Genomic DNA, 23,516 nt, shown 5'->3' with positions numbered 1-23,516 from the left:
TTCCTGGACCCCGTCAACCCAACCAGACGGGGGAAAATCAGATGTCACTGGCAAAGCGTGTCCTCACCGCCTTAGCGCTCGTCGCGGCCGGCCTGGTGATGGTCACAAGTCCCGCGCAGGCGGCGACGGACACGTCCGTCCACGTCTCCGGGAAAACGGTCTTCATCGTCGGCACGGGCGACGGAGAGACCGTCAACGTCAGCTTCTTCAACGGGACGCTGACCGTCGACTCCACCTCGGGGACCATCGTGGGAGCCGGGTGCATCAAGTCGGGCGCGGTGGCCCAGTGCTCCGGCGTCATCCAGTTCCTGGACGTCTCGCTGCTCGGGGGCAACGACACGTTCACCAACGACACGGGGTTCCAGTCGTCCGTGCGGGGCGGCCCGGGGCTCGACGTCCTGAACGGGGGCCCGGGCCGCGACGGGCTCAACGGGGGTTCCGAAGACGACATCCTGAAGGGCAACGGAGGGATCGACACGGCCAACGGGGTCGGCGGCTTCGACAAGTGCACGGCGGAGACCGAGACGGCCTGCGAGGCCGACGCCTGATCACCGGCACCGGGCGCTCACCTCACGTGCGCCCGGTAGAACTCCAGATGGGCCTCGGCCGCCCGGCGCCACGTGTGCCGGGCGGCCAGCGCCTTTCCGTTCGCCACCCGCTCCGGCGACGGGACCGTCACCGCCTCCCGCAGCGCCGCCGCGAGCGACGCCGGATCGGTCGCGAACAGGGCCGCGCCGGTGAAGACCTCGCGGAAGACCGCCAGGTCGCGGACCACCAGCGGCACCCCGGCCGCCAGCGCCTCCATCGCCGCCAGGCCGAAGCCCTCCTTCGTCGAGGGGAACGCGAACGCCGCCGCCCCGGCGACCAGGCCGGGCAGGTCGTCGTGGGGCACCGGGCCCAGCACGACCGGTTCGACGCCCAGTTCGGCCGCGCGGGAATCCCACGCCGCCCGGTAGCCCCGGTAGTCGAACAGGGTCTCGCCGCCCGCCACGACCAGCGGGTACTCCGGCAGCAGGGCGGCCGCTTCGAGCAGGTCGAGGGAGCCCTTGCGGGGTTCGATGCCGCCGACCGTCAGGACGTAGGCGCCGAACCGGTCGCGCCAGGCCGACCCGTCGGCCGTCGCGAACCGCGCGGCGTCGACGCCGTTGGGGATCACCGACGCCGCGATGCCCCAGCCCGCCGACAACTCCGCCGCCACCGCCGACGACACGCAGACGTGGGCGAACGGCTCGACCAGGGCACGTTCGTGGCAGGCCGCCAGCTCGGGCGTCGTGAAGTGGTCGAGGTGGTGCACGGTCCGGACGCAGCACCCGGCGGCGTTGGCGGTGATGCAGTCCTGAGCGTGCACGACGTCGTACGCCGACGGCGTGAACGCGTCCCGCAGCAGGCCGATCGAGCGCAGCACCCGCTCCCCCACCGTCTCGCCGGGCACGTCGGGGCAGTCGACGATGTGGACGGGCACCCGCACGTCCCGGTGGAACCGGCGGTCGCCGCCCCGGCCCAGCGCCCACACCTCGGCCTCCTCCCCGAGGGCGGCCAGCGCCTCGGCCAGGGCCAGGGTGTGCACGACCCCGCCCCGGGGCCGGGTCGAGTAGGTCAGCAGCGCGATCCTCATGCCCGGTACGCCTCCGGCCGCCGTTCGCCGATGTGCCGCAGCACCCGGCGGGCCTGCGCGATCTCGGCCGCCACGTCGACCGAGGCGACGGCGAGGCCGGCCTTCGACCACGTCCGGGCCAGGATGTCGCCGCCCGGGCCGACCACCTTGGCCTGGCCGAGGAACCGCATCCCGCCCATCGTGCCGGTCTGGTTCGAGGAGGCCAGCACGACCTGGTTCTCGGCGGCGCGGGCGCAGTCGTACAGGTCGAAGAGACGGGACTGGCGGTCCTGGGCCATGCGCGGGGCCCGGTTGGTGATGCTGGTGGGCCAGGCCGACAGGCAGGCGACGATCTGCGCGCCGTCGAGGGCCAGCGACCGGGCCGACTCGGGGAAGGTCTTGTCGTAGTCGATCAGCATGCCGAGCCGCCCGACCGGGGTGTCGAACGCGTCGAAGCGGTCGCCGGGCGCGTAGGCGGCAATCTCGCCGGCCGGGAGGTGCACCTTGCGATGGCGGCCGAGCACGCCGTCGCCGGTCACGCAGACGGCCGCGTTGTACCGCGCCTCCCCGTCGGCCTCGCGGTAGCCGACGCAGACGACCATCTCGGCGGCCAGCTCGGCGACCCGTTTGATGAGCGGGTCGTCGGGGCCGAGCGCGGGCGGCAGCGCGGCGGGGTCGGGGTCGCGCAGGTCGGCGAGGTAGCCGCCGAGGGCGGCGTCGGGCAGCACGAGCAGCCCGGCGCCCTCCTGCCGCGCGTCGGCGATGAGCTTGGCGACCCGCTGGAGGTCGAACTCCAGGTCACGGCCGAAGTGCGCGGAGGCGGCGGCGATGCGGAGCACGGGTCACGATCCTGCCGCATACGCCTCGGGACGGCGATCCCGCAGATGCCCCATCGACCGCCGCGCGGCGGCCAGCACGGCGGGCACGTCGACGTCGCAGACCGCGAACCCGCCGTCGACGCCGGTCGCGGCGAGGATCTCCCCGCCCGGCCCGACGATCTTGGCGCGGCCGACGAACCGCAGGTCGCCGAAGGAGCCCGACTGGTTCGCCGACACCCACACCACCTGGTTCTCCAGCGCCCGCGCCTGGTCGAACAGGTCGAACCGGCGGGTCCACCGGTCGTCGGCCAGGTCGGGCGCGGGGTCGGTGCGGCTGGCGGGCCAGGCCGACGCGCAGACGACGATCTGCGCGCCGTCGAGGGCCAGCGACCGGGCCGACTCGGGGAACGCCTTGTCGTAGCAGATCATCATGCCCATGCGCCCGGCCGGGGTGTCGAAGGCGGTGAAGCCGTCGCCGGCCGCGTAGGTCCGGTCCTCGCGGAGCGGCTGGTGCACCTTGCGGTGGTGGCCGAGCACGCCGTCGCCGGTGAGGCAGACGACGGAGTTGAACCGGGCGTCCCCGTCGGCCTCGCAATAGCCCGCGCAGATCACCAGGTCGCCGGCGATGCGGGCCAGACGGGCGAGCTCCGGGCCGTCGCGGCGCAGCGCGGGCGGCCCGGCGGCCGAGCCGCCGAGGTCGGCCAGGTAGCCGCCCAGGCACGCCTCGGGCAGCGCCAGCACGGTCACCCCCTCCGACCGGGCCCTGGCGGCCAGGGCCTCGATCAGGGCGAAGCACGCGTCGAGGTCCCGGCCGAACGGGGCGGCGACGGCCGCCAGCCGAATGGTCATGCGTCCTCCTCAGGCCGTTCCGAGTCCGGTGACCGCGCCGTGCACGCCCTCCGTCTCCACCCCGTCGGGCCAGCGCAGCCGCACCCCGCTCCCGGTCACCAGCTCGCCGCACTCCGCGCCCACGGCGGGCCCGGCGGGCAGCGCGGGGCCTCCGGCGGTGAGCATGGCGAAGCCCGGGAAGCAGGTCAGCCAGTCGCCCATGGTCACCCCGGCGGGCCGGGGCACCTGCGCGGGTTCGAGCACCGCGCCGCAGCCGCTTGCCTCGGCCAGCATGCCGAGGGTGCCGGCGATCCCGGCCATGGACACGTCCTTGGCCGCCGCGGGCCGGGCGGCGCCGACCGCGCCGAGCATGGCGCGCAGGTCCCCGGTGGTGCGGGTCGAGGTGGAGTCCCACTGCCGGCCGGTGTACCCGGTCCGCCACCGGCCGCCGAGGTCGGCGGTCAGCCGTACCGGATGACCCGGACGCCCGCCCCCGCCCGGCACCGGCGACGCGGTGCGCCCGAGCGCGGTGACCGAGAGCGCGGCCGGCACCCCGAGCTGGGTGTGGCCGCCGAGGACGGGCACGTCGTAGGCGCTCGACGCGCGCCGCAGCCCGGTCAGCACCCGCGCCGCGAACGAGGCGTCCCGCGCGCCGAGCGCGTCGAGCAGCCCGACCGGGGTGGCCCCCATCGCCGCGAGGTCGTTGAGGTTGACCAGCACCGAGCACCACCCGGCCCAGTCGGGGTCGCGTTCGACCATCGACGGCAGGATCGCGTCGCAGGCCGCGATCAGGTCGCCGCCGGGCACCGGCGCGCCGTCGTCGCCGACCCAGCCGCGCCCGCCGGGCGACAGGCCGCGCAGCAGCGGCCCGAGGGCGGCCTTCCCGGCGGCGGCGCGGGCCAGCCGCCCGATGGGCCACCGCATCGTCTGGTGGGGCCGCCCGGCGACCCGCACGGGCCGGACCGGCCGCCACCCGAGCCGGCTGAACAGCGGGACCGCCCGGTCCTGCACGTCGGCCTCGAACCGCAGCACCCCCGCCTCCTCGGCGTGCGCGCACGCCGCCCGGACCAGCGCGGCCCCCACCCCGGGGGCGCGGCGCAGCACGGGGTCGACGACGAGCCGTGAGCCGCGCCACCAGCCGATGTCGGGCCCGTCGTCCTCCGGGCCGAGGCGCACCCCGCCCAGCACGGCCCCGGCGGCGTCGCGGGCCACCAGCACGACCGTGCGCGGATCCTCGTCGCGGTAGTCGAGGTCGTCGTCGTCGAACAGGCCCTGCTCCTCGACGAAGACCCGCCGGCGCAGCAGCCGGTAGGCGTACAGGCACCCCCGGTCGGCGGTCGCCTCGACGACGAACGGCGCGGGCGCGCGCCCGGCCCCGAGCAGCGCGGGCACGTCGAGCGGCCGGTGCGCCGACGGTCCGGGCCGCCCGGACAGCAGCACGTCGCAGACGGAGGTCACGCCGTCACCCGCCCGCCGTCGCCAGGGCACTGCACGCGCCGCAGGCCGCGCAGCCCGCGCCCTGCTCGGCGCCGGTCATCCCGGCGCCGCGCAACATCGCCGCCACCCTCTCGGTCACCTCGCGCACCAATTCCCCCGAGGGCGCCGGTACGCCGTCCCGCCGCCCCAGCGTCCCGGCGAGCGGCCGGTAGGGCACCACGAACGGATAGACCCCCCGGGCGATCAGCTCGGAGGCGCCCGCGACGAGCTCGTCCGCCGACTCCCCCAGCCCGATCAGCAGGTAGGTCGACACCCGGTTGCGGCCGAAGACGCGGACCGCCTCGTCCCAGGCGGCCCAGTAGTCGGCCAGCGGCGTGCGCGCCTTCCCGGGCGTCCAGCGCCGCCGGACCTCGTCGTCGAGCGACTCGACGTGGATGCCGATCGCGTGCGCCCCGGCCCGCTTCAGCTCGGCGATCCAGGCCGGGTCGGCGGGCGGCTCGCACTGCACCTGGATCGGCAGCCCCGGCACGGCGGCGAGCACGGCCCGGACCGACCGCGCCAGCACCCTGGCCCCGCGGTCGGGGCCCGGCGTGGTGCCGGTCGTCATGACCATCTGCCGCACCCCGTCGAGCCGGACCGCCGCGGCGGCCACCTCGGCCAGCTGCGCGGGCGTCTTGGCCGCCACGGTCGCGCCGGAGGCCAGCGACTCCTCCACGGCGCAGAAGCGGCAACGTTCCTCCTCGGCGTACCGCACGCAGGTCTGCACCACGGTCGTGGCCAGCACGTCGGCCCCGTGGAGCTTGGCGATCTTCTCGTACGGCACGCCGTCGGCGGTCGCCAGGTCGTAGAAGCGGGGCCGCCGGACGGGCCGGACGGCCACGCCCAGGTCGGTGCCGCCGAGGTGCAGCCGCCCGTCGCGGACGACGTAGGGGCTGGCGGGGTCGAGGGGCAGCGCCGCGTTGGCGCCGTCGACGAGCAGGTGCCCGTCGTCCGACGGACCGGCTCCCCCGGTCCGCCGTACGGGCGCGTCGAGCCGGACCCCCCGGATGGCCACGTCGACGCGGGTCGAGACGCGGTCGGTCATCAGAACATGTACGTCGAGTTGATGACGGCGCCCTTGCGGGTGTAATGGATCAGCGCGTCCTGCACGTCGAGCGGGTGGGTCGGGATCACGCCCTCGATGAGGTCCTCCTCGCGGGCGCCGTGCAGCGACAGCCCGAACCGGCAGCAGAACACCTTGCCGCCCTCGGCGATGAACGTCTTGAGCGAGTTGTTGATGTTGTGCTCGCCGGGGAACGCCGAGTTGCCGGTCGTCGGGAAACCGCGGGTGGCCAGGCAGTTCAACGACCCCGGCCCGTAGAAGTAGATGGCCGACTCGAAGCCCTTGCGAAGCGCGCGGGTCGCCTGGAGGACCGCCACGAAGCTGACCGACGACTCGTGCGCGATGCCATGCACGAGCGTGAAGTAGGTCTCGCCGTCCTCGGCCTTGTAGTCGGGGAAGACCTTCGTCTCGCCGTAGAGGCTCGACCCGTCGGGCAGCGACGGGTGGGGGATCTCGGTCAGGCTGGCCTGCTCCAGCTCGGTCAGTTCGGTCATTTCCGGGCTCCTATCCATAAAGCTTCTCGAAGGTGTCGTGGAAGACCAGCCGGGCCAGCTCGCCGTCCCCCACGGCGGCGCTGAGCCGGGCGTGCTCCCCGGGGTGGTCGCCCCAGGGTTCGTCGCTGGCGAACAACAACCGGTCGTGGCCGAGGCCGCGCCGGTCGATCTCGCGGGCCAGCCAGCGCGGGGCGAACCCGATGGCCCAGGAGAGGTCGGTGTAGACGCGCTTGCCGGCCGCGATCCAGTCGAAGAAGCGCGACCCGGCGAGCTTGATGTGGCCCGACGCGCCGCCGCCGAAGTGGACGAGGTGGATGGCGACGGCGTCGCCGTACCGCTCGACCAGGTGGGCGACCTCGTCGACGTCGGAGGCGGCCCCCGGCGAGGTGTGGACGTGCACGACCAGGTCCCCGTCGCGGGCGACGGTGAAGATCCGGTCGAGCAGCGCCCGGCACGAGGGGTCGGCCGGGCGTCCGCCGAGCAGGAAGCTCAGCTTCAGCGCCCGGACCCCGGGTTCGCTGGCGAGGGCGAGCGCGGCCAGCGTGCGCGGCTCGTCGGCGGGCAGCGGCGAGACCCAGAGCCCGGCCCTGATCCGGTCGTCGCGGGCCGCGGCCTCGACGCACAGGTCGTTGAAGGAGAACGCGACGGCCGGGTCGGGCACGCCGTAGTTGGGGATCACCAGCGCCCGCTCGGTGCCCTCGCGGTCGAGGTCGCGCAGCAGCTCGGTGATGGTGGCGCGGGCGCCGACGTCGGGCCGGACCGGCGGCCCGCCGTAGAAGGGGTGGGCGGGCAGGATCCCCAGGTGGCGATGGGCGTCTCGGATCATCAGGTGCCCAGCAGTTCGGGGTGGACGTGGTAGCCGGACGCCGCGGGCGCACGCCCGGCGAGGTGGGCGGCGATGTGCCCGGCGAGGTGCTCGGCGTCGCGGCCGACCCCGGAGAAGCGGCCGGAGCCCCACGTGTGCTGCCACGGAAGCCCGAGGAAGTAGAGCCCCGGCCAGCGGGTCACCCCGCGCGTGTGGGCGGGGTAGCCGGTCCCGTCGAACACGGGGACCCTGACCCAGGAGTGGTCGCGACGGAAGCCCGTGCACCAGACGACCGAGCCGAGGTCTCCGGTACGGATCTGGGAGCCCCCGTCAGGAGGCCGCCAGACCGGGACGTAACGGTCCTCGGCGAGCGCCGAGATCCCGTTCGAGGCGATGTAGGCGTCGATGGAGTCCTTGACGCCCTCGGACACCGCGTCGGCGTGGTCGAGGTTGGCCGCCAGGTCGTCGGCGAAGGCGAGCGCACCGTGGGCGATCCCCTTCAGCCGTCCGTGCAGGCGCATGCCGTCCCGGGCGAAGGCGCGTAAGTCGATGTCGCGCCCGCCGTCGCGGCCGGTCACATAGTGGTTGGCGCGCGAGCGCACGGCCTCGGGGTCGTCGAACTCGGTGATCGGCCGGTCGTAGTAGCCCATCAGGTCGAGCCACTCGACCACGTCCCGCCCCCGGTAGCGCCGCGCCACCCGGGGCGCCGACCCGACGGCGAGGTGCACGGTCCGCCCGGCCAGGAACAGGTCCTCGGCGATCTGGCAGCCTGACTGCCCGCTGCCCACCACGAGCACCGGCCCCTCGGGCAGCCCGGCAGGGTCCCGGTAGTCGTCGGAGTGGATCGACGGCACGGTCAGCCGCTCGGCCACCCGGGGCACGACCGGCGTCTGGTAGGGGCCCGTCGCCACCACGACCTGCCCGGCGGTCAGCACACCCCGGTCGGTCGTGACGGCGAACCCTCCCTCGACCGGGGTCAGCCGGGAAGCCGTCACCCGCTCGATCACCGGCGGGGCGAACGCGGCGGCATACCCCTCCAGGTAGGAGACGATCTCGTCCCGCACCATGAAGCCGTCGGGCTCGGCACCCTGGTAGGGGTATCCCGGCAGGTCGCACTGCCAGTTCGGGGTGACCAGGCAGAAGGAGTCCCAGCGCCGGGAGCGCCACGACTCGCCGACGCGGCCGCGCTCCAGCACGACGTGGCCGATGCCCAGCCGGGTCAGGCAGTGGCTCATCGACAACCCGGCCTGGCCACCGCCGATCACGACCACGGGGTGGGCGGAACCGTCGACTCTCATGCCCCTCAGTGCATGAGCGGGCCGTTGCCGATCGATGTCATCCGGAACAAATCCGCGTCAATGGAAGCTCACCGAGCGTTATTTGAGGAGTTTGCGGATCTTCTTCTTGGCGCGGTAGCCGTAGCGCAGCACCTTGGGCGGCACCTCGATGCGCAGCCGGGCGCGGCGGCGGGCGGCGGCGTGCTGGGGGCCGTCGAGCAGCGACGACGACGGGATCAGGGCGCCCGCGCGGGCGGCCTCGACGAGCGCGAGGGTGCGCACGGCCCAGTCGTTGTGGGCGGCCTCGTGGAAGTAGTTGGCCGCGCACCACTCGGGGGTCGGGGTGCGGAAGTCGGCCTTGGCGAGGTCGTCGAGGGTGCCGAGCGAGCCGGAGCCCTCGAACACCAGGTTGATCATCTCGGCGCTGACCCCGAAGTCGGACAGCACCAGCAGCGGCACGCCCTGGGCGATGGCCTCCAGCGCCGCCGTCGAGGAGACCGTGACGAACCCGTGGGCGCGGGCCAGGTGCTCGTGCATCGGCCCGGCCTCGAACGACAGCAGGCCCGCCGGGACCCGGCCGTCGGCGGCCATGGTGGTCCAGAGCCGCTCGTAGTGGTGCTTCTCGTTGTGGGTCTGGCGTTCGTCGTCGCGGGCCCGCAGCTTGACGACCACCCGCAGGTCGGGCCGGGCCTCGGCGAGCGCCTTCAGCGACAGCAGCACGCTCTCGCGGTCGTCGCGCTTGACCGGCACCTTGGCCTGGGTGGCGAACACGACGCGGTCGCGGGTCTCGCCGGCCGAGGGGTGGCCGGTCAGGTCGAGGTAGGGCAGCCGCGCCAGGGCCACCTGGCCGCCGCCGCCGAGCCGCCGGGCGATCTCGCCGAACTCCCGCACCTCGCGGCCGGAGTGGAGGATGAACAGGTCGCAGCCGCTGCGGTAGATCCACGCCTTCTCGGTCGCCGGGACCGAGATGCCCGGCAGGCCGGTGACGAAGACCGGGCGCGGCTTCAGCCCGGCCAGCACCTCGCTGACCAGCGCGTCGACGACCGGGCCGGTGCACGACACCAGGATCACGTCGGGGCGGAACCGCTCGGCGGCCTTGCGCAGCGCCCGCGCGCCCAGCGTCGGCACGTCGTGGAAGCGGGTGCCGCTGACCGCGGCGGCGATCTGCGACTCCGAGGGCGCGATGGGGGTGCGCACCACGGCGAGTTCGAGCTTCCAGTCGCCGGGAGCGCCTCCGACGAGGCCCGCGGCCCATTTCAGGTAGGAGTCTGAATCGGCCACGGCGAAAACGCGGATCAAGGAGCGACTCTTTCGTGTGCGAAAAGCTGGAGGTGGGAGCGGAGTGACGGGCCCGCCGAGGCGGTCCACCATTCGTCCGGCACGTCGACCGTCTCCACCGAGACGCCGCGTGCCCGCAGCAGGATACGGAGAGAAGTGACCGCCGTCGACGGCAGGCTGAGCACCCGCTGGCCGGGCCGCAGGTCGCGCAGCGTCATCTCGGCGGGGGCGCCGCTCTCGTAGACCGTGACGCCGTCGATGCGGCGCACCCGGTCGAGGTCCTTGGGGTCTTCGCGGCGGTGCGGGTAGTAGGCGACGGGCTCCTCCAGCCCGGTCAGCCACTTCACGTAGGCCTCGCGGTGGATGAGCCCGTTGCGCACCAGCGAGGTGCCCAGCACGACCGTCTTCTCGGCCGGGGGGCGCCGGCCCGGCTGGCTGCGCAACCACGGGAAGTCGTGCCGCACGACGGCGGCGCCGAGGGCGCGGACGGCGTCGGCGACGTCGTCGGGCACCGGCAGCGCGGTGAAGACGGTGAGGCGGCCCCGGCGGGCCAGGCGGCGCAGCCGCACCCCGGCGACCGCCCCCATGGCGGTGCGCGCGGTGCCCGGCACGGCGCGGGCGCGCAGCAGCGGGCGGCGCTCGGCGAGCAGTTCGAGCAGCCGGATGGTGGCCAGCCCGTCGTCGACGAGCAGCAGGCGGCGTACCGGGGAGGTCAGCAGGCTCAGCTGGACGCGGCCGGAGAAGGCGTCGCCCACCGCCCACGAGCGGCCGGGCTTGGGCATCTTGGCCGACGGCTCGGCGAAGCTGAGCCCGTCGGGCAGCGCGAGGCGGGAGATCTCGTTGCGGGTCAGCCGAAGCGCGGGCAGGCCCGAGCGCGGCACGACGACGGCGTCGTCGCCGAGCAGACCCGCGTGCTGCGCCTCGATGACGCAGAGCAGCTGCAGCGGGGACTCGACCCACGCGACGGACGAACCGCCATTACTCGCAGAACTCTCCATGGACCCGTTCACGACGGGCTCACGGTAGCCGCCGATCGCAACAGGACAGGGAACGACGGGTGAACAGCCGAATACGTGAACCCCCGGATCTCATGTGAATCACTGTCCCGGAGTGCCTGGACCGGTGCAACCGGTTGGGAGAATCCACTACGTATCGTGCACGGTCCGCTGCTAAATGTACGTTTTCGCAGGTGTAACACCGGCAATGATCTGCCCCATGCTGAAGAGGAGTCTCGCGTGCGGCCTCGCCCTGGCCTTCCTGGCGGCGCCGCTGACCATCACGCCGGCCACCGCGAAGTCGAGCCCGAAGGTGCCCGCGAAGGCGTCCGAGAAGGCTCCTCCGAACGTCGTCTTCATCCTCGCCGACGACCTCGACACGGCCGATCTCCACCGCTTCCCCAACATCTCGCGGCTGGCGGCGAGCGGGACCACCTTCTCCCACTTCTACGTGACCAACCCGTGGTGCTGCCCGTCGCGCTCGTCGATCCTGCGCGGGCAGTACATCCACAGCCACGGCGTGACCAGCAACCGGTTCCCCACCGGCGGCTTCCCGCGGTTCAAGCCGCTGGAGGAGAGCACAATCGGCACCTGGATGAAGGCCGCCGGCTACCGCACGGCCCTGTTCGGCAAGTACCTGAACGAGTATCCGAGCCCCGAGGTGCCGCGCACCTACATCCCGCCGGGCTGGGACGAGTGGGCGGTGCCGGTCACCAACCTCTACCGCGAGTACGGCTACGCCCTCAACGACGACGGCATCATCGTCGAGCGCGGCGAGCAGCCGGAGGACTACCTGACCGACGTGCTGGCCCAGAAGGCGGCCGGGTTCGTGCGCCGCAGCGACCCCTTCTTCCTCTACCTGACGCCGACCGCGCCGCACCGCCCGGCCAACCACGCGCCGCGCCACGCCGACGCCTTCGAGGGGGTCAAGGCGCCGCGCACGCCGTCGTACAACCAGGAGGACGTGTCGGCCGAGCCGCTCTGGGTGCAGCAGCGCGGGCGCATGTCCAAGCGCGTGAAGCGCAACATCGACCAGATGTACCGCGACCGGCTGCGCTCCACGGCGGGCCTCGACGACCTGGTCGGCACGGTCGTCGCGGCGCTGGAGGAGGCCGGCAAGCTCGACGACACCTACGTCTTCTTCGGCTCCGACAACGGCTTCCACCTGGGGCAGCACCGGCTGCGGTCGGGCAAGACGACGCCCTACGAGGAGGACATCCGGGTCCCGATGATCGTGCGCGGGCCGGGGGTGCCGGCCGGGCGGGTCGACACCTCGCTGGGCTCGACGGTCGACCTGGGCCCGACCTTCGCCGAACTGGCCGGCGCGCAGGTGCCGGGCTTCGTCGAGGGCCGGTCGCTGGTGCCGCTGCTGCAGGGCCGCCGGGTGCCGTGGCGCGACGCGGTGCTGGTGGAGTTCGACAAGCCCGACTACGCGCCCGGCTGCCCGCCCACCTACCGGGCGCTGCGCACCGAGACCCACGCCTACGTCGAGTACGCCACCGGCGAACGCCAGCTGTACGACATGATCGCCGACCCCCACCAGCTGACGAACCTGGCCGCCACCGCCGACCCGGCGCTGATCGCCGGCCTGTCGGGCCGTCTGGCCGCGCTGCACGCCTGCTCGGGGGCGGGTTGCCGGGTCGCCGATACGATTTTGGGCGAACGCTCAGATTTCCCCCCGTCAGGAGTGCAATGGATCGGACCCCGGCCTCAGAACGCGCCGCATGTGATCGGCTGAGCCCCGGCTTCGGCCACCTCATCCGGTCGGCCGCCGCCCTGGAACGCCTGATCGACCGGGCGCTGCAGGAGGAGGTCGGGATCACCCACGTGATGTTCGAAGTGCTGCTGCGCCTCTACCGCGACCACGGCGCCTGCACGGCGATCAACTCGCTCGACCTGACCCTCACCAGCGGAGGCATGACCCGGCTGCTCGACCGGATGGAGAAGGCGGGGCTGGTCACCCGGGGCCGCCACGACGGCGACCGCCGGGTGACCCTGATCCGGCCCACCGAGCTGGCCTCGGAGATCTTCCTGCGCGCCGTCGACGTGCACGTACGCGTCGTCGACCGGCACTTCGAGGCCCCGCTGTCGGCCGCCGAGCGGGAGACGCTGCGGCGGGCGCTGGCCCGGCTCGAGGAGGTCTTGACCGAATAATTTCGTTGCACGGGAAGATGTTGCACGAGAAGAAGGTTGTTGGGCAACATGAATGCCATGACAACCGAGACCGCTCTCGACGCCACCGGCCAGGCTCTGCTGTTCCGCGACGCGCGGACCGCCAACACCTTCACCGACGAGCCCGTCTCCGACGAGACCGCGCACGCGATCTATGACCTGATCAAGTGGGGCCCGACCGCGATGAACAACCAGCCGCTGCGCATCGTCTACGTCCGCTCCCCCGAAGCGCGGGCCAGGCTCGTCGAGCACATGTCACCGGGGAACAAGGCGAAGACGGCCACCGCCCCGCTGGTCGCCATCCTGGCCGCCGACGTCGACTTCCATGAGCACCTGCCGCGCACGTTCCCGCACTTCCCCGGCGCGAAGGACGCGTTCGCCGACCGCGACGGCCGGGTCGAGTCGGCCCGTTTCAACGGCGCCCTGCAGGTGGGCTACTTCATCGTCGGCGTGCGCGCCCACGGCCTGGCCGCCGGGCCGATGGCCGGGTTCGACAAGGCCGCCCTGGAGAAGGAGTTCTTCCCGGAGGGCCGGCACGAAGTGCTCGCCGTGGTCAACATCGGCAAGCCGGGCCCCGACGCGTGGTACGCCCGCAACCCGCGCCTCGACCTCCACGAGGCCGTGACCACGATCTGAGCACGCTCCCACCGCCAGTGGCCCGTCTCCCTCAGCGAGATGGGCCACTTTGTTCTTTATGAACTGGGAGCGCTCCCAACTGTGGGTATGTACTTTTTGTCGATTCATGTCTGTTTCTACGCCTCTAACCGTTACAGGAGTAACAGTTAGGTTTCGGCATATTGACGGGTGCGTTGCCCATAGTGGACTCTTCGTGGGAGCGCTCCCAACCTGCTGAGCAGTCGGGGATCGGCCGGGAGCCCACCTTCTGTCACAGATTCGGGAACCACCTGAGAGGGGTCCGGAATGATGAACAACACGCGCCGCGGTGTGCTCGCGGCCGTGGCCGCAGGGACGCTGGCCATCACGGCCGCTGCCTGCGGCGGCGACGAGGCACCCGCAGCGGCACCTAGCGCGGGCGGCTCCGCGGCCCCTGCCGAGAAGATCGAGATCACGCTGAACACCTTCGGCGGCGGCGAGAACTTCGCCTACGACGACGCGGTGGCCCAGTGGAACGCCGCGAACCCGAACGTCCAGGTCAAGTACGTCAACCTGACCGACCGGTTCGAGGACACCTACCTGCCGCAGGTCCTCCAGTGGCTGGAGGCCGGCAGCGGCGCCGGCGACATCATCGCCATGGACGAGGGCGCGATGGGCCTCATGGCCGCCCGTCCGCAGTACTTCGCCGACCTCGGTCAGTACGGCCTCGACAGCCGTAAGGCGGACTACCCCGCGTTCAAGTACGACGTGGGCCTCAACACCGAGGGCAAGCTGTTCGCCCTCGGCACCGACATCGGCGGCATGGCCATGTGCTACCGCACCGACCTGTTCGAGAAGGCCGGCCTGCCGACCAACCGCGACGAGGTCTCCAAGCTCTGGCCGACGTGGAACGACTACCTCGAGGTCGGCAAGAAGTTCAAGGCGAAGGTGCCGGACGCGGGCTTCGTCGACGGCGCCAACACCGTGTACAACTCGGTGCTCGCCCAGGAGGCCGGCAAGAACGGCGGCCTCTACTACTTCGACAAGTCGCAGGCCCTCGTGGTCGACAAGAACCCGGGCGTCAAGGCCGCGTTCGACTACGTGCAGTCCCTCAGCAGCGCCGGTCTGACCGCCAAGCTCCGCTCCTGGAGCGAGGAGTGGAACACCGCGATGCAGAAGGGTGGCTTCGCCACCATGGGCTGCCCCTCGTGGATGCTCGGCGTGATCTCCGGCACCTCCGGCGACTCCAACGCCAAGAAGTGGGACGTCGCGGCGGTGCCCGGCGGCTCCGGCAACTGGGGCGGCTCCTGGCTGATGGTCCCGTCGCAGAGCAAGCACCCGAAGGAGGCCGCCGACGTCCTCAACTTCCTGACCGGGAAGGACGGCCAGGTCGCGGCGTTCAAGGAGGGCGGCAACTTCCCGAGCGCCATCCCGGCGCAGCAGGACCCGACCGTCGCCGACGCGAAGAACGCCTACTTCAACGACGCCCCGAGCGGCCCGATCTTCGCCGCCTCGGTCGCGAAGCTCGCGCCGGTGTTCTTCGGTGAGAAGCACGCCCAGGTGAAGGCCGCCGTCGAGGAGGTCCTCGTGGGCGCCGACCAGGGCTCGGTCAAGTGGGACGAGGCCTGGACCCGATTCGTGGAGGAGGGCGTGAAGGCCGCGGGCTGACCCCCCGGCCGTGCCCGACCGGCCCCTGCACCGAGGGGCCGGTCACTCACTTGAGCGGCCGGATCCCCCCGGCCGCTCCTTCCACGAAAGGTTGACGATGAGCCTCAGCGTCGACGCGGGCTCCCGGACCCGCACGGTGCCACCCGGGCCCCGGCGGCACGCGCGGCCGCCGGGCGGCCGGAGATTCTGGTCCTGGCTGGACCTGCGGGCCACTCCCTATTTGTTCGTCTCGCCCTACTTCATCCTGTTCGCGATCTTCGGCGTCTTCCCGCTGATCTTCACCGCCTGGGTGTCGCTGCACGACTGGCAGCTCGCCGGCGACAAGACGTTCATCGGCATGGAGAACTACACCGAGCTGCTGGCGGACGACAAGTTCTGGAACTCGGTGCTCAACACCGTCGGCATCTTCGTGATCGCGACGGTGCCGCAGCTGCTGCTCGCGCTGCTGCTGGCCAACGCACTGAACAAGAAGCTGCGCGGCCGGCTGGTGCTGCGGCTGAGCGTGCTCGCGCCGCTCATCACCTCGGTGGTCGCCGTCGCGGTCGTCTTCACCCAGCTGTACGGCCGTGACTACGGCCTGGTCAACTGGGTGCTGGGCGCGTTCGGCGTCGACCCGATCCACTGGCAGAACGAGAAGTGGTCGTCGTGGATCGCCATCGCCACGATGATCGACTGGCGCTGGACCGGCTACAACGCGATCATCTACCTGGCCGCGATGCAGACGATCCCCAAGGACCTCTACGAGGCCGCCGCGATCGACGGCGCCTCCCCGCGCCGCCAGTTCTGGGGCATCACGGTCCCGCTGCTCAAGCCCACGATCATCTTCACCGTCATCGTCTCGACGATCGGCGGTTTCACCCTGTTCGCCGAGCCGGTGATGTTCGGCGCCGGCCTGATGACCGGCGGCACGACGGGCCAGTTCCAGACGGTGGCCATGTTCATCGTCAAGGAGGGCTTCCGGGACTTCCAGTACGGCTACGCCGCGGCCGCGGCCTGGATCCTGTTCCTGCTCATCATGATCACCGCGCTGATCAACTTCGCCATCGTCCGCGGCATCGGGAGATCACGATGACGACGATCACACATCGGGCGCCCCGCGCTGCCAAGGCGGGCACCTCCCGGCTCGACCCGTTCCGCGCCACCACGCTCACCAAGGCGAGCCTGGGCCTGGCCATCTTCCTGTCGATCTTCCCGATCTACTGGATGATCGTCATCGCGACCCGCACCAACGAGGACGCGCACAGCATGCCGCCGCCGCTGCTCCCGGCCGGCAACCTGGGCGAGAACATCAGGGCCGTCTTCGAGGCCGAGAACGCCCACTTCATGACGGGCATCGTCAACTCGATCATCATCGCCTGCACGGTGACGATCGGCATCGTGATCATCTCGACGCTGGCCGGGTTCGCGTTCGCCTCGCTCACCTTCAGAGGCCGCAACCTGCTGCTGCTGTCGGTCGTGCTGACCATGATGGTGCCGCTGCAGCAGATGGGCATCGTCCCGCTCTACCAGATGATGGTGACGCTGGGCTGGACGAACACCCTCAAGGCGGTCATCCTGCCGTTCCTGGTGAACGGTTTCGGGGTGTTCCTCATGACGCAGTACACGCGCCAGGCCGTACCGAGGGAACTGGTGGAGGCCGCGCGGGTCGACGGCGCGAGCACCCTGCGCATCTGGTGGAACGTCGCGGTGCCGGCGGTCCGGCCCGGCATGGCCGTGCTGGCGATCCAGACGTTCATGCTGATCTGGAACGAGTTCCTCTGGCCTCTCATCGTGCTCACGCCGGACAATCCGACTGTGCAAGTCGCGCTGAGGGCCCTGAACGACCGTTACTCGACCAACTACGTGCTCATCTTCGCGGGCACGACGGTGTCGATCATTCCGCTTCTGCTGGTATTCGTCTTTTTCGGCCGCCAGATCATCGGCGGACTCATGGAAGGTGCGGTCAAGGAGTGACCCAGAACACAGAGACCCAGATCGACACCCCTGGTCTGGTCTTCCCCACCGGCTTCGTCTGGGGCAGCGCGACGTCGGCCTACCAGATCGAAGGCGCCCTCACGGCCGACGGCCGCGGCCGTTCCATCTGGGACACCTTCGTCGCGCAACCCGGGCGGGTCGTCGAGGGCGACGACGCCTCGGTGGCGATCGACCACTACAACCGCTACCGCGACGACGTCCGGCTGATGGCCGACCTGGGGCTGAGCGCCTACCGGTTCTCGGTCTCCTGGACGCGGATCCAGCCCGACGGCAAGGGCGAGGTCAACGCCAAGGGCCTCGACTTCTACAAGCGCCTGGTCGACGAGCTGCTCTCCTACGGCATCTCGCCCTGGGTGACGCTCTACCACTGGGACCTGCCGCAGGCCCTCGAAGACGAGGGCGGGTGGCCGTCGCGCGACCTGTCGAAGCGCTTCGCGGACTTCGCGGCCGTCGTGCACGGCGCCCTCGGCGACCGGGTCGCCAACTGGGCCACGGTCAACGAGCCGTGGTGCGCGGCGTTCCTCGGCTACTCCTCGGGCGAGCACGCCCCCGGCCGCCGGAACCCGGCGGAGTCGATCAAGGCGGCCCACCACCTGAACCTGGCCCACGGCCTGGCCGTCCAGGCGATGCGGGCCCAGCGCACCGACACGCGGATCGGCGGCTGCGTCAACCTCTACGCGATCAGCCCCCAGAGCGACACCGAGGCCGACCTCGACGCGGCCCGCCGCATCGACGGCATGCAGAACCGCTTCTTCCTGGACGCCCTCATGCGCGGCAGCTACCCCCAGGACGTCCTCGACGACCTGACGCCGCTGATCGCGCCCGAGGAGTACATCAAGGACGGCGACCTGGAGCTGATCGCGGCCCCGCTCGACATGCTGCTGATCAACTACTACAGCCGCTTCACCGTCACCGGCGCCGAGGGCGGCCCCAAGTCCGCGTCGGCGGCCCCCACCGACACCGGCTCGGCGTGGCCCGGCAACGAGCACGTCGGCTTCGTCAACGGCGGGCGCCCGGTCACCGGCATGGGCTGGGAGGTCGACGGCAACGGCCTGCTCGAAGTGCTCACCCGGCTGCGCGACGAGTACCCCGCCGTCCCTCTGTACATTTCAGAGAACGGCGCCGCCTACGACGACGTGGTCACCGACGACGGCGCGATCCACGACGTCGAACGCCAGGCCTACATCGACACCCACCTGAGGGTCTGCCACCAGGCCATCGAGGCGGGCGTGCCGCTGGAGGGCTACTTCGCCTGGTCGCTCATGGACAATTTCGAGTGGGCGTGGGGTTATGGCAAGAGATTCGGCCTAGTCTACGTGGACTACCCAACCCAGACGCGCATCCTGAAAGATAGCGCTCTCTGGTACGCCGAGACCATCCGGCACGGGGGCCTCCGGGGTCCGGCACAATAGCGTGAACGTGGTGAGGGGGCAGGACTGATGAACGGGGACCGCCGCTCGGTCGCGAGGCCGACGCTCGAAGCCGTCGCCGCACGGGCCGGAGTCGGGCGAGGAACGGTTTCACGGGTCATCAACGGCTCGCCGAAGGTGAGCGAGAAGGCCCGCGACGCCGTCCTGCTCGCGATCGACGAGCTCGGCTACGTCCCCAACCGGGCGGCCCGCACCCTCGTCACCAACCGGACCGACACCATCGCCCTGGTGGTGTCGGAATCCGAGCAGCGCGTGTTCGACGAGCCCTACTTCGCCGGCCTGATCAGGGGAATCGGGTCGGCGCTGGCCGAGACGGGCCTGCAGCTCATCCTGAGCATGGCCCAGAACCGCAACGAACACGACCGCCTGGAGCACTACCTGACCGGGCAGCACGTCGACGGCGTCCTGCTGACCTCGGTCCACGGCGCCGACCCCCTGCCGGGACGTCTCGAGGAGCTCGGCGTGCCCACCGTCCTCGGTGGCCGCCCCGTGGGGCTCAACCCCTACAGCTACGTCGACATGGACAACCGGGCGGGGGCCCGGCAGGCGGTCAAGTACCTGCTCGGCAAGGGCCGCACCCGCATCGCCACCATCGCCGGTCCCCAGGACATGGGCGTGGGCGTCGACCGACTGGCCGGCTACCGCGACGCCCTGCTCGCGACCGGCCTGACCGAACGCGTCGCCTACGGAGACTTCTCCGAGGAGAGCGGCTCGACGGCGATGCGCGAACTGCTCGACCGCCACCCCGACCTCGACGCCGTCTTCGCGGCCTCCGACCCGATGGCGGTCGGCGCGCTGCGGGTGCTGCGCGAACGGGGCTGCGCGGTGCCCCAGGACATCGCGCTGATCGGCTTCGAAGACTCGAAGGTGGCCCTGCACACCGAGCCGCCGCTGACCAGCGTCCACCAGCCGACCGAGGCGATGGGCCGGCAGATGGTGCAGCTGCTGGTGGCCCGCATCAACGGCGAGCCGCTGGAGCAGCCGGTCGTCATCCTCGACACCCACCTGGTGATCAGGGCGTCGACCTGATCAGCCGGTGGTGAAGAAGGCCGGGTAGCCGGCGCAGCTCGCGCTCTCCAGCCGCCTGGCCGAGGAGATCTTGTCGTTGAACTTGAACTGCTGGGCGCTCAGATTGGGCACGGTCTCGCCGGGCCTGACGCAGTAACGCCGGTCCTGGTAGTCCTTGTCGTCGTAGACGACCCAGGCGTTCCAGTCGTTGTTGGTCAGCGAACTGGTCTCGTCGTTGAAGAGGGGCAGTTCGGGCGCGGAGGCCTGCCGGTAGACCCAGAAGTGACCCAGTTCGTTCCACTCAAGCGTCTGCACCGGCCGGTACCTCCCCTCGTAGCCCGCGTGCTCGAACAGGTAGAGGGTGCGGAAGTCGAGCTCGGTGGCCTGCGCGGGGGCGGCGGCCGATAAGAGGCCCAGCACGACGGCGGCCGCGCCGAGAAGGCGCGTGGTGATCGGCGACATGATTTCCTCCTGAAGACGATGTCTGGGAGGAGCGTGGCAACCGGGCCTTGGAAGTCACTTGTGACTTCGTGGAGTCCGGTTCCGATCGTAGGCCCGCTGGGCCGCGTCGACGTCGTCGATGTGCCGGGTGGCCCATCGGGTCACGGTGTGGAGGACGGGCAGCAGGCTCTCCCCCAGCGGGGTGAGGGCGTAGTCGACCCTGACCGGGACCGACGGCGTCACCGACCGCTCGACGAGCCCGTCGCGTTCCAGTTCCCTAAGGGTCTGGGTGAGCATCTTCTGGCTCGCCCCGGCGAGGGCCCGCGCCAGGTCGGCGTGGCGGCTGCGGCCCTTCTCCAGTTCCACCAGGACCAGGCCGACCCACTTGTCGCCGAGCCGGTCGAGCACCCGGTTGGTCGGGCAGAGGTCGACGGCTGCCCGGTGGGCGTGGCGGGCCTCTTCCCTGCGTTGTGCGCTCGTCTGGGTCGGCATGGGGTCCCTTCGGGTGCCCTGGGCACTTTTTGGTGCGTTCTTCCAGCTCGGGGTGGCCGGTCCCTAACGTCGGGACTCCACCTTCGCATGGGAGTGAGACGCATGACGACTCTGGGCATCATCGGCGCCGGGAACGTGGCGCGTGCCCTCGCCGACGGCTGGACCGCGGCGGGCCACCGCGTGATCGTCGGGTCACGCCGGGGCGGCGCCTCCCCGGCCGACGCGGCGGCGGGCGAGGTGGTGGTGAACGCCACGCCGGGGCGGCACTCGCTGGAGGTCCTCGCCCCGCTGCGCCGGGAGCTGGCCGGCAAGGTCCTGATCGACGTCGCCAACGCGGTCGAGCAGGGGCCCGACGGCTTCGCGACCGCGCTGGTCCACCCCGCCGCCAGTCTCGCCGAGACCATCCAGGCGGCCCTGCCGGAGACCCGGGTGGTCAAGACGCTGAACACCGTCGGCCCGGCCGAGGTCATGGCCGACCCGGCGCTGCTGTCGGCGCATCGGGCGGTGTTCGTGTCGGGCGACGACGCCGGGGCGCGGGCGACGGTCCGGGGGCTGCTCGCCGACCTGGGCTGGCGGCCGGAGTGGGTGTACGACCTCGGCGACCTGTCCACGGCCCGGGTGCCGGAGGCGTTCGTGCTGCTGGTGCGGCCGCTGTTCGGCGTGCTGGGGCCGGTGCCCTTCGGCCTGGGGGTCGCCCGGTGAGTGGCCGGCCCGGCTCTCCCGACCAGGCCGGCCGCTCGACTTGGGGTCAGCTCATCGCGACCAGGACCCGGCGGGAGCCGGTGAAGGGCCGGCGGCCGTGGCCGACCAGGACGTTGTCGATCAGCAGCACGTCGCCGGTCCGCCAGTCGACGTTCACGGCGTGCTCCAGGCCCCGGTCGCGCACCTGGATCACGTGCTCGGCCGGGATGGGCGTGCCGTCGGCGTACTGGACCGACTGCGGGAGGTCCTCCGGCGGCATGATCTCGGCGAGCATCATCGCCGTCTCGTCGCCCAGTGACGCCGGGTGCCACTGGTCGCTCTGGTTGAACCAGACCTCGACGCCCGTCACCGGGTGACGCGTGGTCGCCGGGCGGATCTGGGTCACCCGCAGGCCGCCGTCGGGGCGCCACGTCCATTCGGCGGCGGAGGCGTCGAGGAACTCCTCGACCGCCTTCTGGTCGGAGGTCTCGAAGGTCTCCTGCCAGCTCTTGCCGAGCCCCATGCCGCCGTGCAGGTTCTGGGTGTAGCGCACGCCCTTGGCGAATGCCTCCCGCACCGCCGGGTCGAGCGACTCCAGCCACGTCACGCCGTCGACCACGGGGGTCGCGCCGCCCGACTCGGCGGCCTTGGCGCAGAAGAACATCAGGCGCGACGGCCAGGACGCCGCGTAGGACAACTCGTTGTGCATGGAGATCGTGTACTCGGCCGGGTACTCCGTCGAGGTGTACACGTTCTGGCCGACCTTGGTGCGGGGGGAGTTGCCGTGGACGTAGGCCAGCCGGTCGGGCAGCAGCACGTCCATCGGCGGGTCGAGCGTCGCCTCGGTCACGCCGAAGCCGCGGAAGACCAGGGCCTTCTTCTCGACCAGGAGGTCGTCGACGGGGGTGTCGCGCAGGAAGTCGGCCAGCGGCCTGCCGTCGCTGTGTAACTCATGGGGTTGCCAGCTCATCGGGATCCTTTTCGGAGGTGGCGTCGGAGCGCTTCGCGCTGGGATTCCGTGAGGACGGGACGAACCGGGCGCGGCGGGCCGAGGAGCGAGGCAATGAGGGCCGCCGCTCTCGTGATGCCCGACGACGGGTCGAGGTCCTCGGGTGCTGCCGGCCGCTCCCCCGATGCGAGCAGGTCGCGCAGCTGTTCCCCCGCCTCGGGCCATTTCCCGGGCGGAAGCCATCGTGCCAGCCCGAGTTTGGCGAGCCGGGCGGCGTTGTCGGGACGGTCGGCGCCGTCGGCGAGCACCAATTGCGGGGTGCCGGCCATCAGCGCGCGCGTCAGTGTGCCGATGCCGCCGTGGTGCACCACCGCTCTGACTTCCGGTACGACCTGGTCGAACGGCAACCGTTCGAACCAGCGCACCCCGTCGGGCAGCGGCGCGGGCAACAATTCGGGATAGGGCGTGACGACCACGGCCGGAAATCCCTCGACCGCTTTCAGCGCGGAAGGGTAGAAGTCGGCGTTCAGCATGCGCCCGGTGCCGCCCGAGACCAGGACGGGACGGTCGGCGACGACGTCCGGAGAGAACGTTTCCCGGGAGGCGGCGTCGGGCACGGCGAATCCGGCGAGTTCGAATCGCGCCGGGGATTTCGCGCCGGCCTGGTCGAACCAGCGGGGCCACAATCCGACGTCCATCGTGGCGCCGGCGAACCAGCCATGCCAATCGGATATCGGCGGCAGGCCGAGGTCGTCGCGGACGGCCTGGAAGCCGCCGGCGAGTTCGGTCGCGTACATGTGGGCCGCCAGGCGGGCGCCCATGACCTGGATCGGGGAGACCGCGACCCAGGCGACCGGGCAGCCGAGGAGTTCGGCGGCGAACCGGACCGACAAGGCGGAGGTGTGCCGGCCGACCAGCACGGTGCGGCCCGGCTCGTGGCGTTCGGCGATGGCCTTGACCTCGAAGGCGAGCTGCTCGAACAGGCCGTTGCGCTCGTAGAAGGCGAGCCAGCCGAGGCCGCTGCGGGTGTCCATGAGCTGGGCGGTGTCGGCCTGGTGGCGGGCGAACTGCTCGGCGGTGTCGATCGCGGCGAAGTCGAGGCCGCCCGCCGCGGCCCGGTAGGGCGCGTGGGTGATCAGGGTCACTTCATGGCCCTGGCGGCGCAGTTCCGCACCGAGCCGGACGAAGGGCATCACGTCACCGTCGGTGCCATGGGTGACGGCGATTATCCTCGGCACGCCACCCGCCCGGCGCCCGGAATTTCGGCTGACAGTGAGTTGCGCATGAAAGTTTCTGGTCCCTTGCATCGATGGCGGCCGGTGGGTGATACTCCGACGAGAAAGCGCTCTCTTGTTCCCGGATGCCCGCCCTGAATGCAACCAAAGAAGCAGCAGCGACATGTTCCTGTCAACGGTGATCCCGCATAATGGAACGACCGCTTCCAGTACTCCGGGAATGTGGGGCAGACTCATGGTCGTG

The 23,516-nt window shown here is 71.5% G+C and carries 24 protein-coding genes; 10 read left to right on the top strand and 14 right to left on the bottom strand.

Annotated elements, in window-relative coordinates; all coding sequences use genetic code 11:
• Positions 1 to 41: 41 nt before the first annotated feature.
• The gene (locus AW271_RS02680; protein ID WP_062331145.1) at positions 42 to 548 is read left to right on the top strand and encodes a hypothetical protein; all 507 of its coding nucleotides are present in this window, start codon (positions 42 to 44) and stop codon (positions 546 to 548) included.
• A gap of 17 nt (positions 549 to 565) precedes the next feature.
• On the opposite strand, the gene AW271_RS02675 is transcribed toward AW271_RS02680, so the two are convergent.
• The 10 genes from AW271_RS02675 to AW271_RS02630 form a co-directional block, all read right to left on the bottom strand.
• On the bottom strand, positions 566 to 1,615 hold the full coding sequence (locus AW271_RS02675) for an MSMEG_0565 family glycosyltransferase (RefSeq protein ID WP_062331142.1): 1,050 nt from the start codon (positions 1,613 to 1,615) through the stop codon (positions 566 to 568).
• Entirely contained in the window at positions 1,612 to 2,433 is an 822-nt protein-coding gene (locus AW271_RS02670; protein WP_062331139.1) for a carbon-nitrogen hydrolase family protein, read from the bottom strand. The genes AW271_RS02675 and AW271_RS02670 overlap by 4 nt, the downstream gene beginning before the upstream one ends.
• A gap of 3 nt (positions 2,434 to 2,436) precedes the next feature.
• Positions 2,437 to 3,261, bottom strand: a complete 825-nt coding sequence (locus AW271_RS02665; RefSeq protein WP_062331137.1) for a carbon-nitrogen hydrolase family protein — start codon at positions 3,259 to 3,261, stop codon at positions 2,437 to 2,439.
• 9 nt (positions 3,262 to 3,270) lie between these two features.
• On the bottom strand, positions 3,271 to 4,698 hold the full coding sequence (locus AW271_RS02660; protein ID WP_218007922.1) for an MSMEG_0567/sll0787 family protein: 1,428 nt from the start codon (positions 4,696 to 4,698) through the stop codon (positions 3,271 to 3,273).
• 4 nt (positions 4,699 to 4,702) lie between these two features.
• The gene (locus AW271_RS02655) at positions 4,703 to 5,761 is read right to left on the bottom strand and encodes an MSMEG_0568 family radical SAM protein (protein WP_062331134.1); all 1,059 of its coding nucleotides are present in this window, start codon (positions 5,759 to 5,761) and stop codon (positions 4,703 to 4,705) included.
• On the bottom strand, positions 5,761 to 6,273 hold the full coding sequence (locus tag AW271_RS02650) for an MSMEG_0572/Sll0783 family nitrogen starvation response protein (RefSeq protein WP_062331132.1): 513 nt from the start codon (positions 6,271 to 6,273) through the stop codon (positions 5,761 to 5,763). Before AW271_RS02650 ends, AW271_RS02655 begins: the two co-directional genes overlap by 1 nt.
• A gap of 10 nt (positions 6,274 to 6,283) precedes the next feature.
• Positions 6,284 to 7,099: an amidohydrolase family protein gene (locus AW271_RS02645; protein WP_174553061.1), complete on the bottom strand. Its 816-nt coding sequence runs from the start codon at positions 7,097 to 7,099 to the stop codon at positions 6,284 to 6,286.
• Entirely contained in the window at positions 7,099 to 8,376 is a 1,278-nt protein-coding gene (locus AW271_RS02640) for an MSMEG_0569 family flavin-dependent oxidoreductase (RefSeq protein WP_062331129.1), read from the bottom strand. Before AW271_RS02640 ends, AW271_RS02645 begins: the two co-directional genes overlap by 1 nt.
• A gap of 78 nt (positions 8,377 to 8,454) precedes the next feature.
• The gene (locus AW271_RS02635; protein ID WP_245652897.1) at positions 8,455 to 9,636 is read right to left on the bottom strand and encodes a DUF6716 putative glycosyltransferase; all 1,182 of its coding nucleotides are present in this window, start codon (positions 9,634 to 9,636) and stop codon (positions 8,455 to 8,457) included.
• Positions 9,637 to 9,650: 14 nt separating this feature from the next.
• Complete coding sequence (locus tag AW271_RS02630; RefSeq protein ID WP_062331126.1) at positions 9,651 to 10,631, bottom strand: hypothetical protein; 981 nt, start codon at positions 10,629 to 10,631, stop codon at positions 9,651 to 9,653.
• 217 nt (positions 10,632 to 10,848) lie between these two features.
• Between AW271_RS02630 and AW271_RS02625 the strand changes: the two genes are divergently transcribed.
• The 8 genes from AW271_RS02625 (at position 10,849) to AW271_RS02590 (ending at position 19,495) form a co-directional block, all read left to right on the top strand.
• Positions 10,849 to 12,366, top strand: a complete 1,518-nt coding sequence (locus tag AW271_RS02625; protein ID WP_083976156.1) for a sulfatase family protein — start codon at positions 10,849 to 10,851, stop codon at positions 12,364 to 12,366.
• Complete coding sequence (locus AW271_RS02620; RefSeq protein ID WP_062331123.1) at positions 12,321 to 12,782, top strand: MarR family winged helix-turn-helix transcriptional regulator; 462 nt, start codon at positions 12,321 to 12,323, stop codon at positions 12,780 to 12,782. The genes AW271_RS02625 and AW271_RS02620 overlap by 46 nt, the downstream gene beginning before the upstream one ends.
• A 57-nt stretch (positions 12,783 to 12,839) precedes the next feature.
• Positions 12,840 to 13,436, top strand: a complete 597-nt coding sequence (locus AW271_RS02615) for a malonic semialdehyde reductase (protein WP_062331120.1) — start codon at positions 12,840 to 12,842, stop codon at positions 13,434 to 13,436.
• A 288-nt stretch (positions 13,437 to 13,724) separates the two neighbouring features.
• On the top strand, positions 13,725 to 15,062 hold the full coding sequence (locus AW271_RS02610) for an ABC transporter substrate-binding protein (RefSeq protein WP_245652896.1): 1,338 nt from the start codon (positions 13,725 to 13,727) through the stop codon (positions 15,060 to 15,062).
• Between the two features lie 97 nt (positions 15,063 to 15,159).
• Complete coding sequence (locus tag AW271_RS02605; protein ID WP_062331113.1) at positions 15,160 to 16,134, top strand: carbohydrate ABC transporter permease; 975 nt, start codon at positions 15,160 to 15,162, stop codon at positions 16,132 to 16,134.
• Positions 16,131 to 17,015, top strand: coding sequence for a carbohydrate ABC transporter permease (locus AW271_RS02600; protein ID WP_062331110.1), 885 nt, complete (start codon positions 16,131 to 16,133; stop codon positions 17,013 to 17,015). The genes AW271_RS02605 and AW271_RS02600 overlap by 4 nt, the downstream gene beginning before the upstream one ends.
• A complete protein-coding gene (locus AW271_RS02595; RefSeq protein ID WP_062331107.1) occupies positions 17,012 to 18,448 on the top strand; it encodes a GH1 family beta-glucosidase in 1,437 nt (478 codons plus the stop codon). The genes AW271_RS02600 and AW271_RS02595 overlap by 4 nt, the downstream gene beginning before the upstream one ends.
• A 27-nt stretch (positions 18,449 to 18,475) precedes the next feature.
• Positions 18,476 to 19,495, top strand: coding sequence for a LacI family DNA-binding transcriptional regulator (locus AW271_RS02590; RefSeq protein WP_030453166.1), 1,020 nt, complete (start codon positions 18,476 to 18,478; stop codon positions 19,493 to 19,495).
• Here AW271_RS02590 and AW271_RS02585 read toward each other — a convergent pair whose 3' ends face one another.
• Both AW271_RS02585 and AW271_RS02580 read right to left on the bottom strand, forming a co-directional pair.
• Positions 19,496 to 19,936 carry a beta/gamma crystallin family protein gene (locus AW271_RS02585; protein ID WP_062331104.1) on the bottom strand — a complete coding sequence of 147 codons (441 nt, stop codon included), beginning with the start codon at positions 19,934 to 19,936 and terminating at the stop codon, positions 19,496 to 19,498.
• A 54-nt stretch (positions 19,937 to 19,990) separates the two neighbouring features.
• A complete protein-coding gene (locus AW271_RS02580) occupies positions 19,991 to 20,407 on the bottom strand; it encodes a winged helix-turn-helix transcriptional regulator (protein WP_062331101.1) in 417 nt (138 codons plus the stop codon).
• Positions 20,408 to 20,509: 102 nt separating this feature from the next.
• Between AW271_RS02580 and AW271_RS02575 the strand changes: the two genes are divergently transcribed.
• Positions 20,510 to 21,109: an NADPH-dependent F420 reductase gene (locus tag AW271_RS02575; protein ID WP_062331098.1), complete on the top strand. Its 600-nt coding sequence runs from the start codon at positions 20,510 to 20,512 to the stop codon at positions 21,107 to 21,109.
• Between the two features lie 46 nt (positions 21,110 to 21,155).
• Here the strand turns inward: AW271_RS02575 and AW271_RS02570 are convergent, their stop codons facing one another.
• Together AW271_RS02570 and AW271_RS02565 are read right to left on the bottom strand one after the other, a co-directional pair.
• Positions 21,156 to 22,058: a TauD/TfdA family dioxygenase gene (locus AW271_RS02570; protein WP_062331093.1), complete on the bottom strand. Its 903-nt coding sequence runs from the start codon at positions 22,056 to 22,058 to the stop codon at positions 21,156 to 21,158.
• Complete coding sequence (locus tag AW271_RS02565; protein WP_169806263.1) at positions 22,055 to 23,275, bottom strand: glycosyltransferase; 1,221 nt, start codon at positions 23,273 to 23,275, stop codon at positions 22,055 to 22,057. The genes AW271_RS02570 and AW271_RS02565 overlap by 4 nt, the downstream gene beginning before the upstream one ends.
• Positions 23,276 to 23,516: the final 241 nt, after the last annotated feature.

This window comes from Herbidospora sakaeratensis (assembly GCF_001570525.1).
GTDB lineage: Bacteria > Actinomycetota > Actinomycetes > Streptosporangiales > Streptosporangiaceae > Herbidospora > Herbidospora sakaeratensis.
This window is presented reverse-complemented; position numbering and strand designations above follow the sequence as displayed.

Excerpts from the sequence above, each read along its gene's own strand:
- AW271_RS02680 (WP_062331145.1), top strand. The coding sequence starts at position 42 with ATGTCACTGGCAAAGCGTGTCCTCACCGCCTTAGCGCTCGTCGCGGCC.
- AW271_RS02675 (WP_062331142.1), bottom strand. The coding sequence starts at position 1,615 with ATGAGGATCGCGCTGCTGACCTACTCGACCCGGCCCCGGGGCGGGGTC.
- AW271_RS02665 (WP_062331137.1), bottom strand. The coding sequence starts at position 3,261 with ATGACCATTCGGCTGGCGGCCGTCGCCGCCCCGTTCGGCCGGGACCTC.
- AW271_RS02655 (WP_062331134.1), bottom strand. The coding sequence starts at position 5,761 with ATGACCGACCGCGTCTCGACCCGCGTCGACGTGGCCATCCGGGGGGTC.
- AW271_RS02650 (WP_062331132.1), bottom strand. The coding sequence starts at position 6,273 with ATGACCGAACTGACCGAGCTGGAGCAGGCCAGCCTGACCGAGATCCCC.
- AW271_RS02645 (WP_174553061.1), bottom strand. The coding sequence starts at position 7,099 with ATGATCCGAGACGCCCATCGCCACCTGGGGATCCTGCCCGCCCACCCC.
- AW271_RS02640 (WP_062331129.1), bottom strand. The coding sequence starts at position 8,376 with ATGAGAGTCGACGGTTCCGCCCACCCCGTGGTCGTGATCGGCGGTGGC.
- AW271_RS02630 (WP_062331126.1), bottom strand. The coding sequence starts at position 10,631 with ATGGAGAGTTCTGCGAGTAATGGCGGTTCGTCCGTCGCGTGGGTCGAG.
- AW271_RS02625 (WP_083976156.1), top strand. The coding sequence starts at position 10,849 with ATGCTGAAGAGGAGTCTCGCGTGCGGCCTCGCCCTGGCCTTCCTGGCG.
- AW271_RS02620 (WP_062331123.1), top strand. The coding sequence starts at position 12,321 with ATGGATCGGACCCCGGCCTCAGAACGCGCCGCATGTGATCGGCTGAGC.
- AW271_RS02615 (WP_062331120.1), top strand. The coding sequence starts at position 12,840 with ATGACAACCGAGACCGCTCTCGACGCCACCGGCCAGGCTCTGCTGTTC.
- AW271_RS02610 (WP_245652896.1), top strand. The coding sequence starts at position 13,725 with ATGAACAACACGCGCCGCGGTGTGCTCGCGGCCGTGGCCGCAGGGACG.
- AW271_RS02605 (WP_062331113.1), top strand. The coding sequence starts at position 15,160 with ATGAGCCTCAGCGTCGACGCGGGCTCCCGGACCCGCACGGTGCCACCC.
- AW271_RS02600 (WP_062331110.1), top strand. The coding sequence starts at position 16,131 with ATGACGACGATCACACATCGGGCGCCCCGCGCTGCCAAGGCGGGCACC.
- AW271_RS02590 (WP_030453166.1), top strand. The coding sequence starts at position 18,476 with ATGAACGGGGACCGCCGCTCGGTCGCGAGGCCGACGCTCGAAGCCGTC.
- AW271_RS02585 (WP_062331104.1), bottom strand. The coding sequence starts at position 19,936 with ATGTCGCCGATCACCACGCGCCTTCTCGGCGCGGCCGCCGTCGTGCTG.
- AW271_RS02580 (WP_062331101.1), bottom strand. The coding sequence starts at position 20,407 with ATGCCGACCCAGACGAGCGCACAACGCAGGGAAGAGGCCCGCCACGCC.
- AW271_RS02575 (WP_062331098.1), top strand. The coding sequence starts at position 20,510 with ATGACGACTCTGGGCATCATCGGCGCCGGGAACGTGGCGCGTGCCCTC.
- AW271_RS02570 (WP_062331093.1), bottom strand. The coding sequence starts at position 22,058 with ATGAGCTGGCAACCCCATGAGTTACACAGCGACGGCAGGCCGCTGGCC.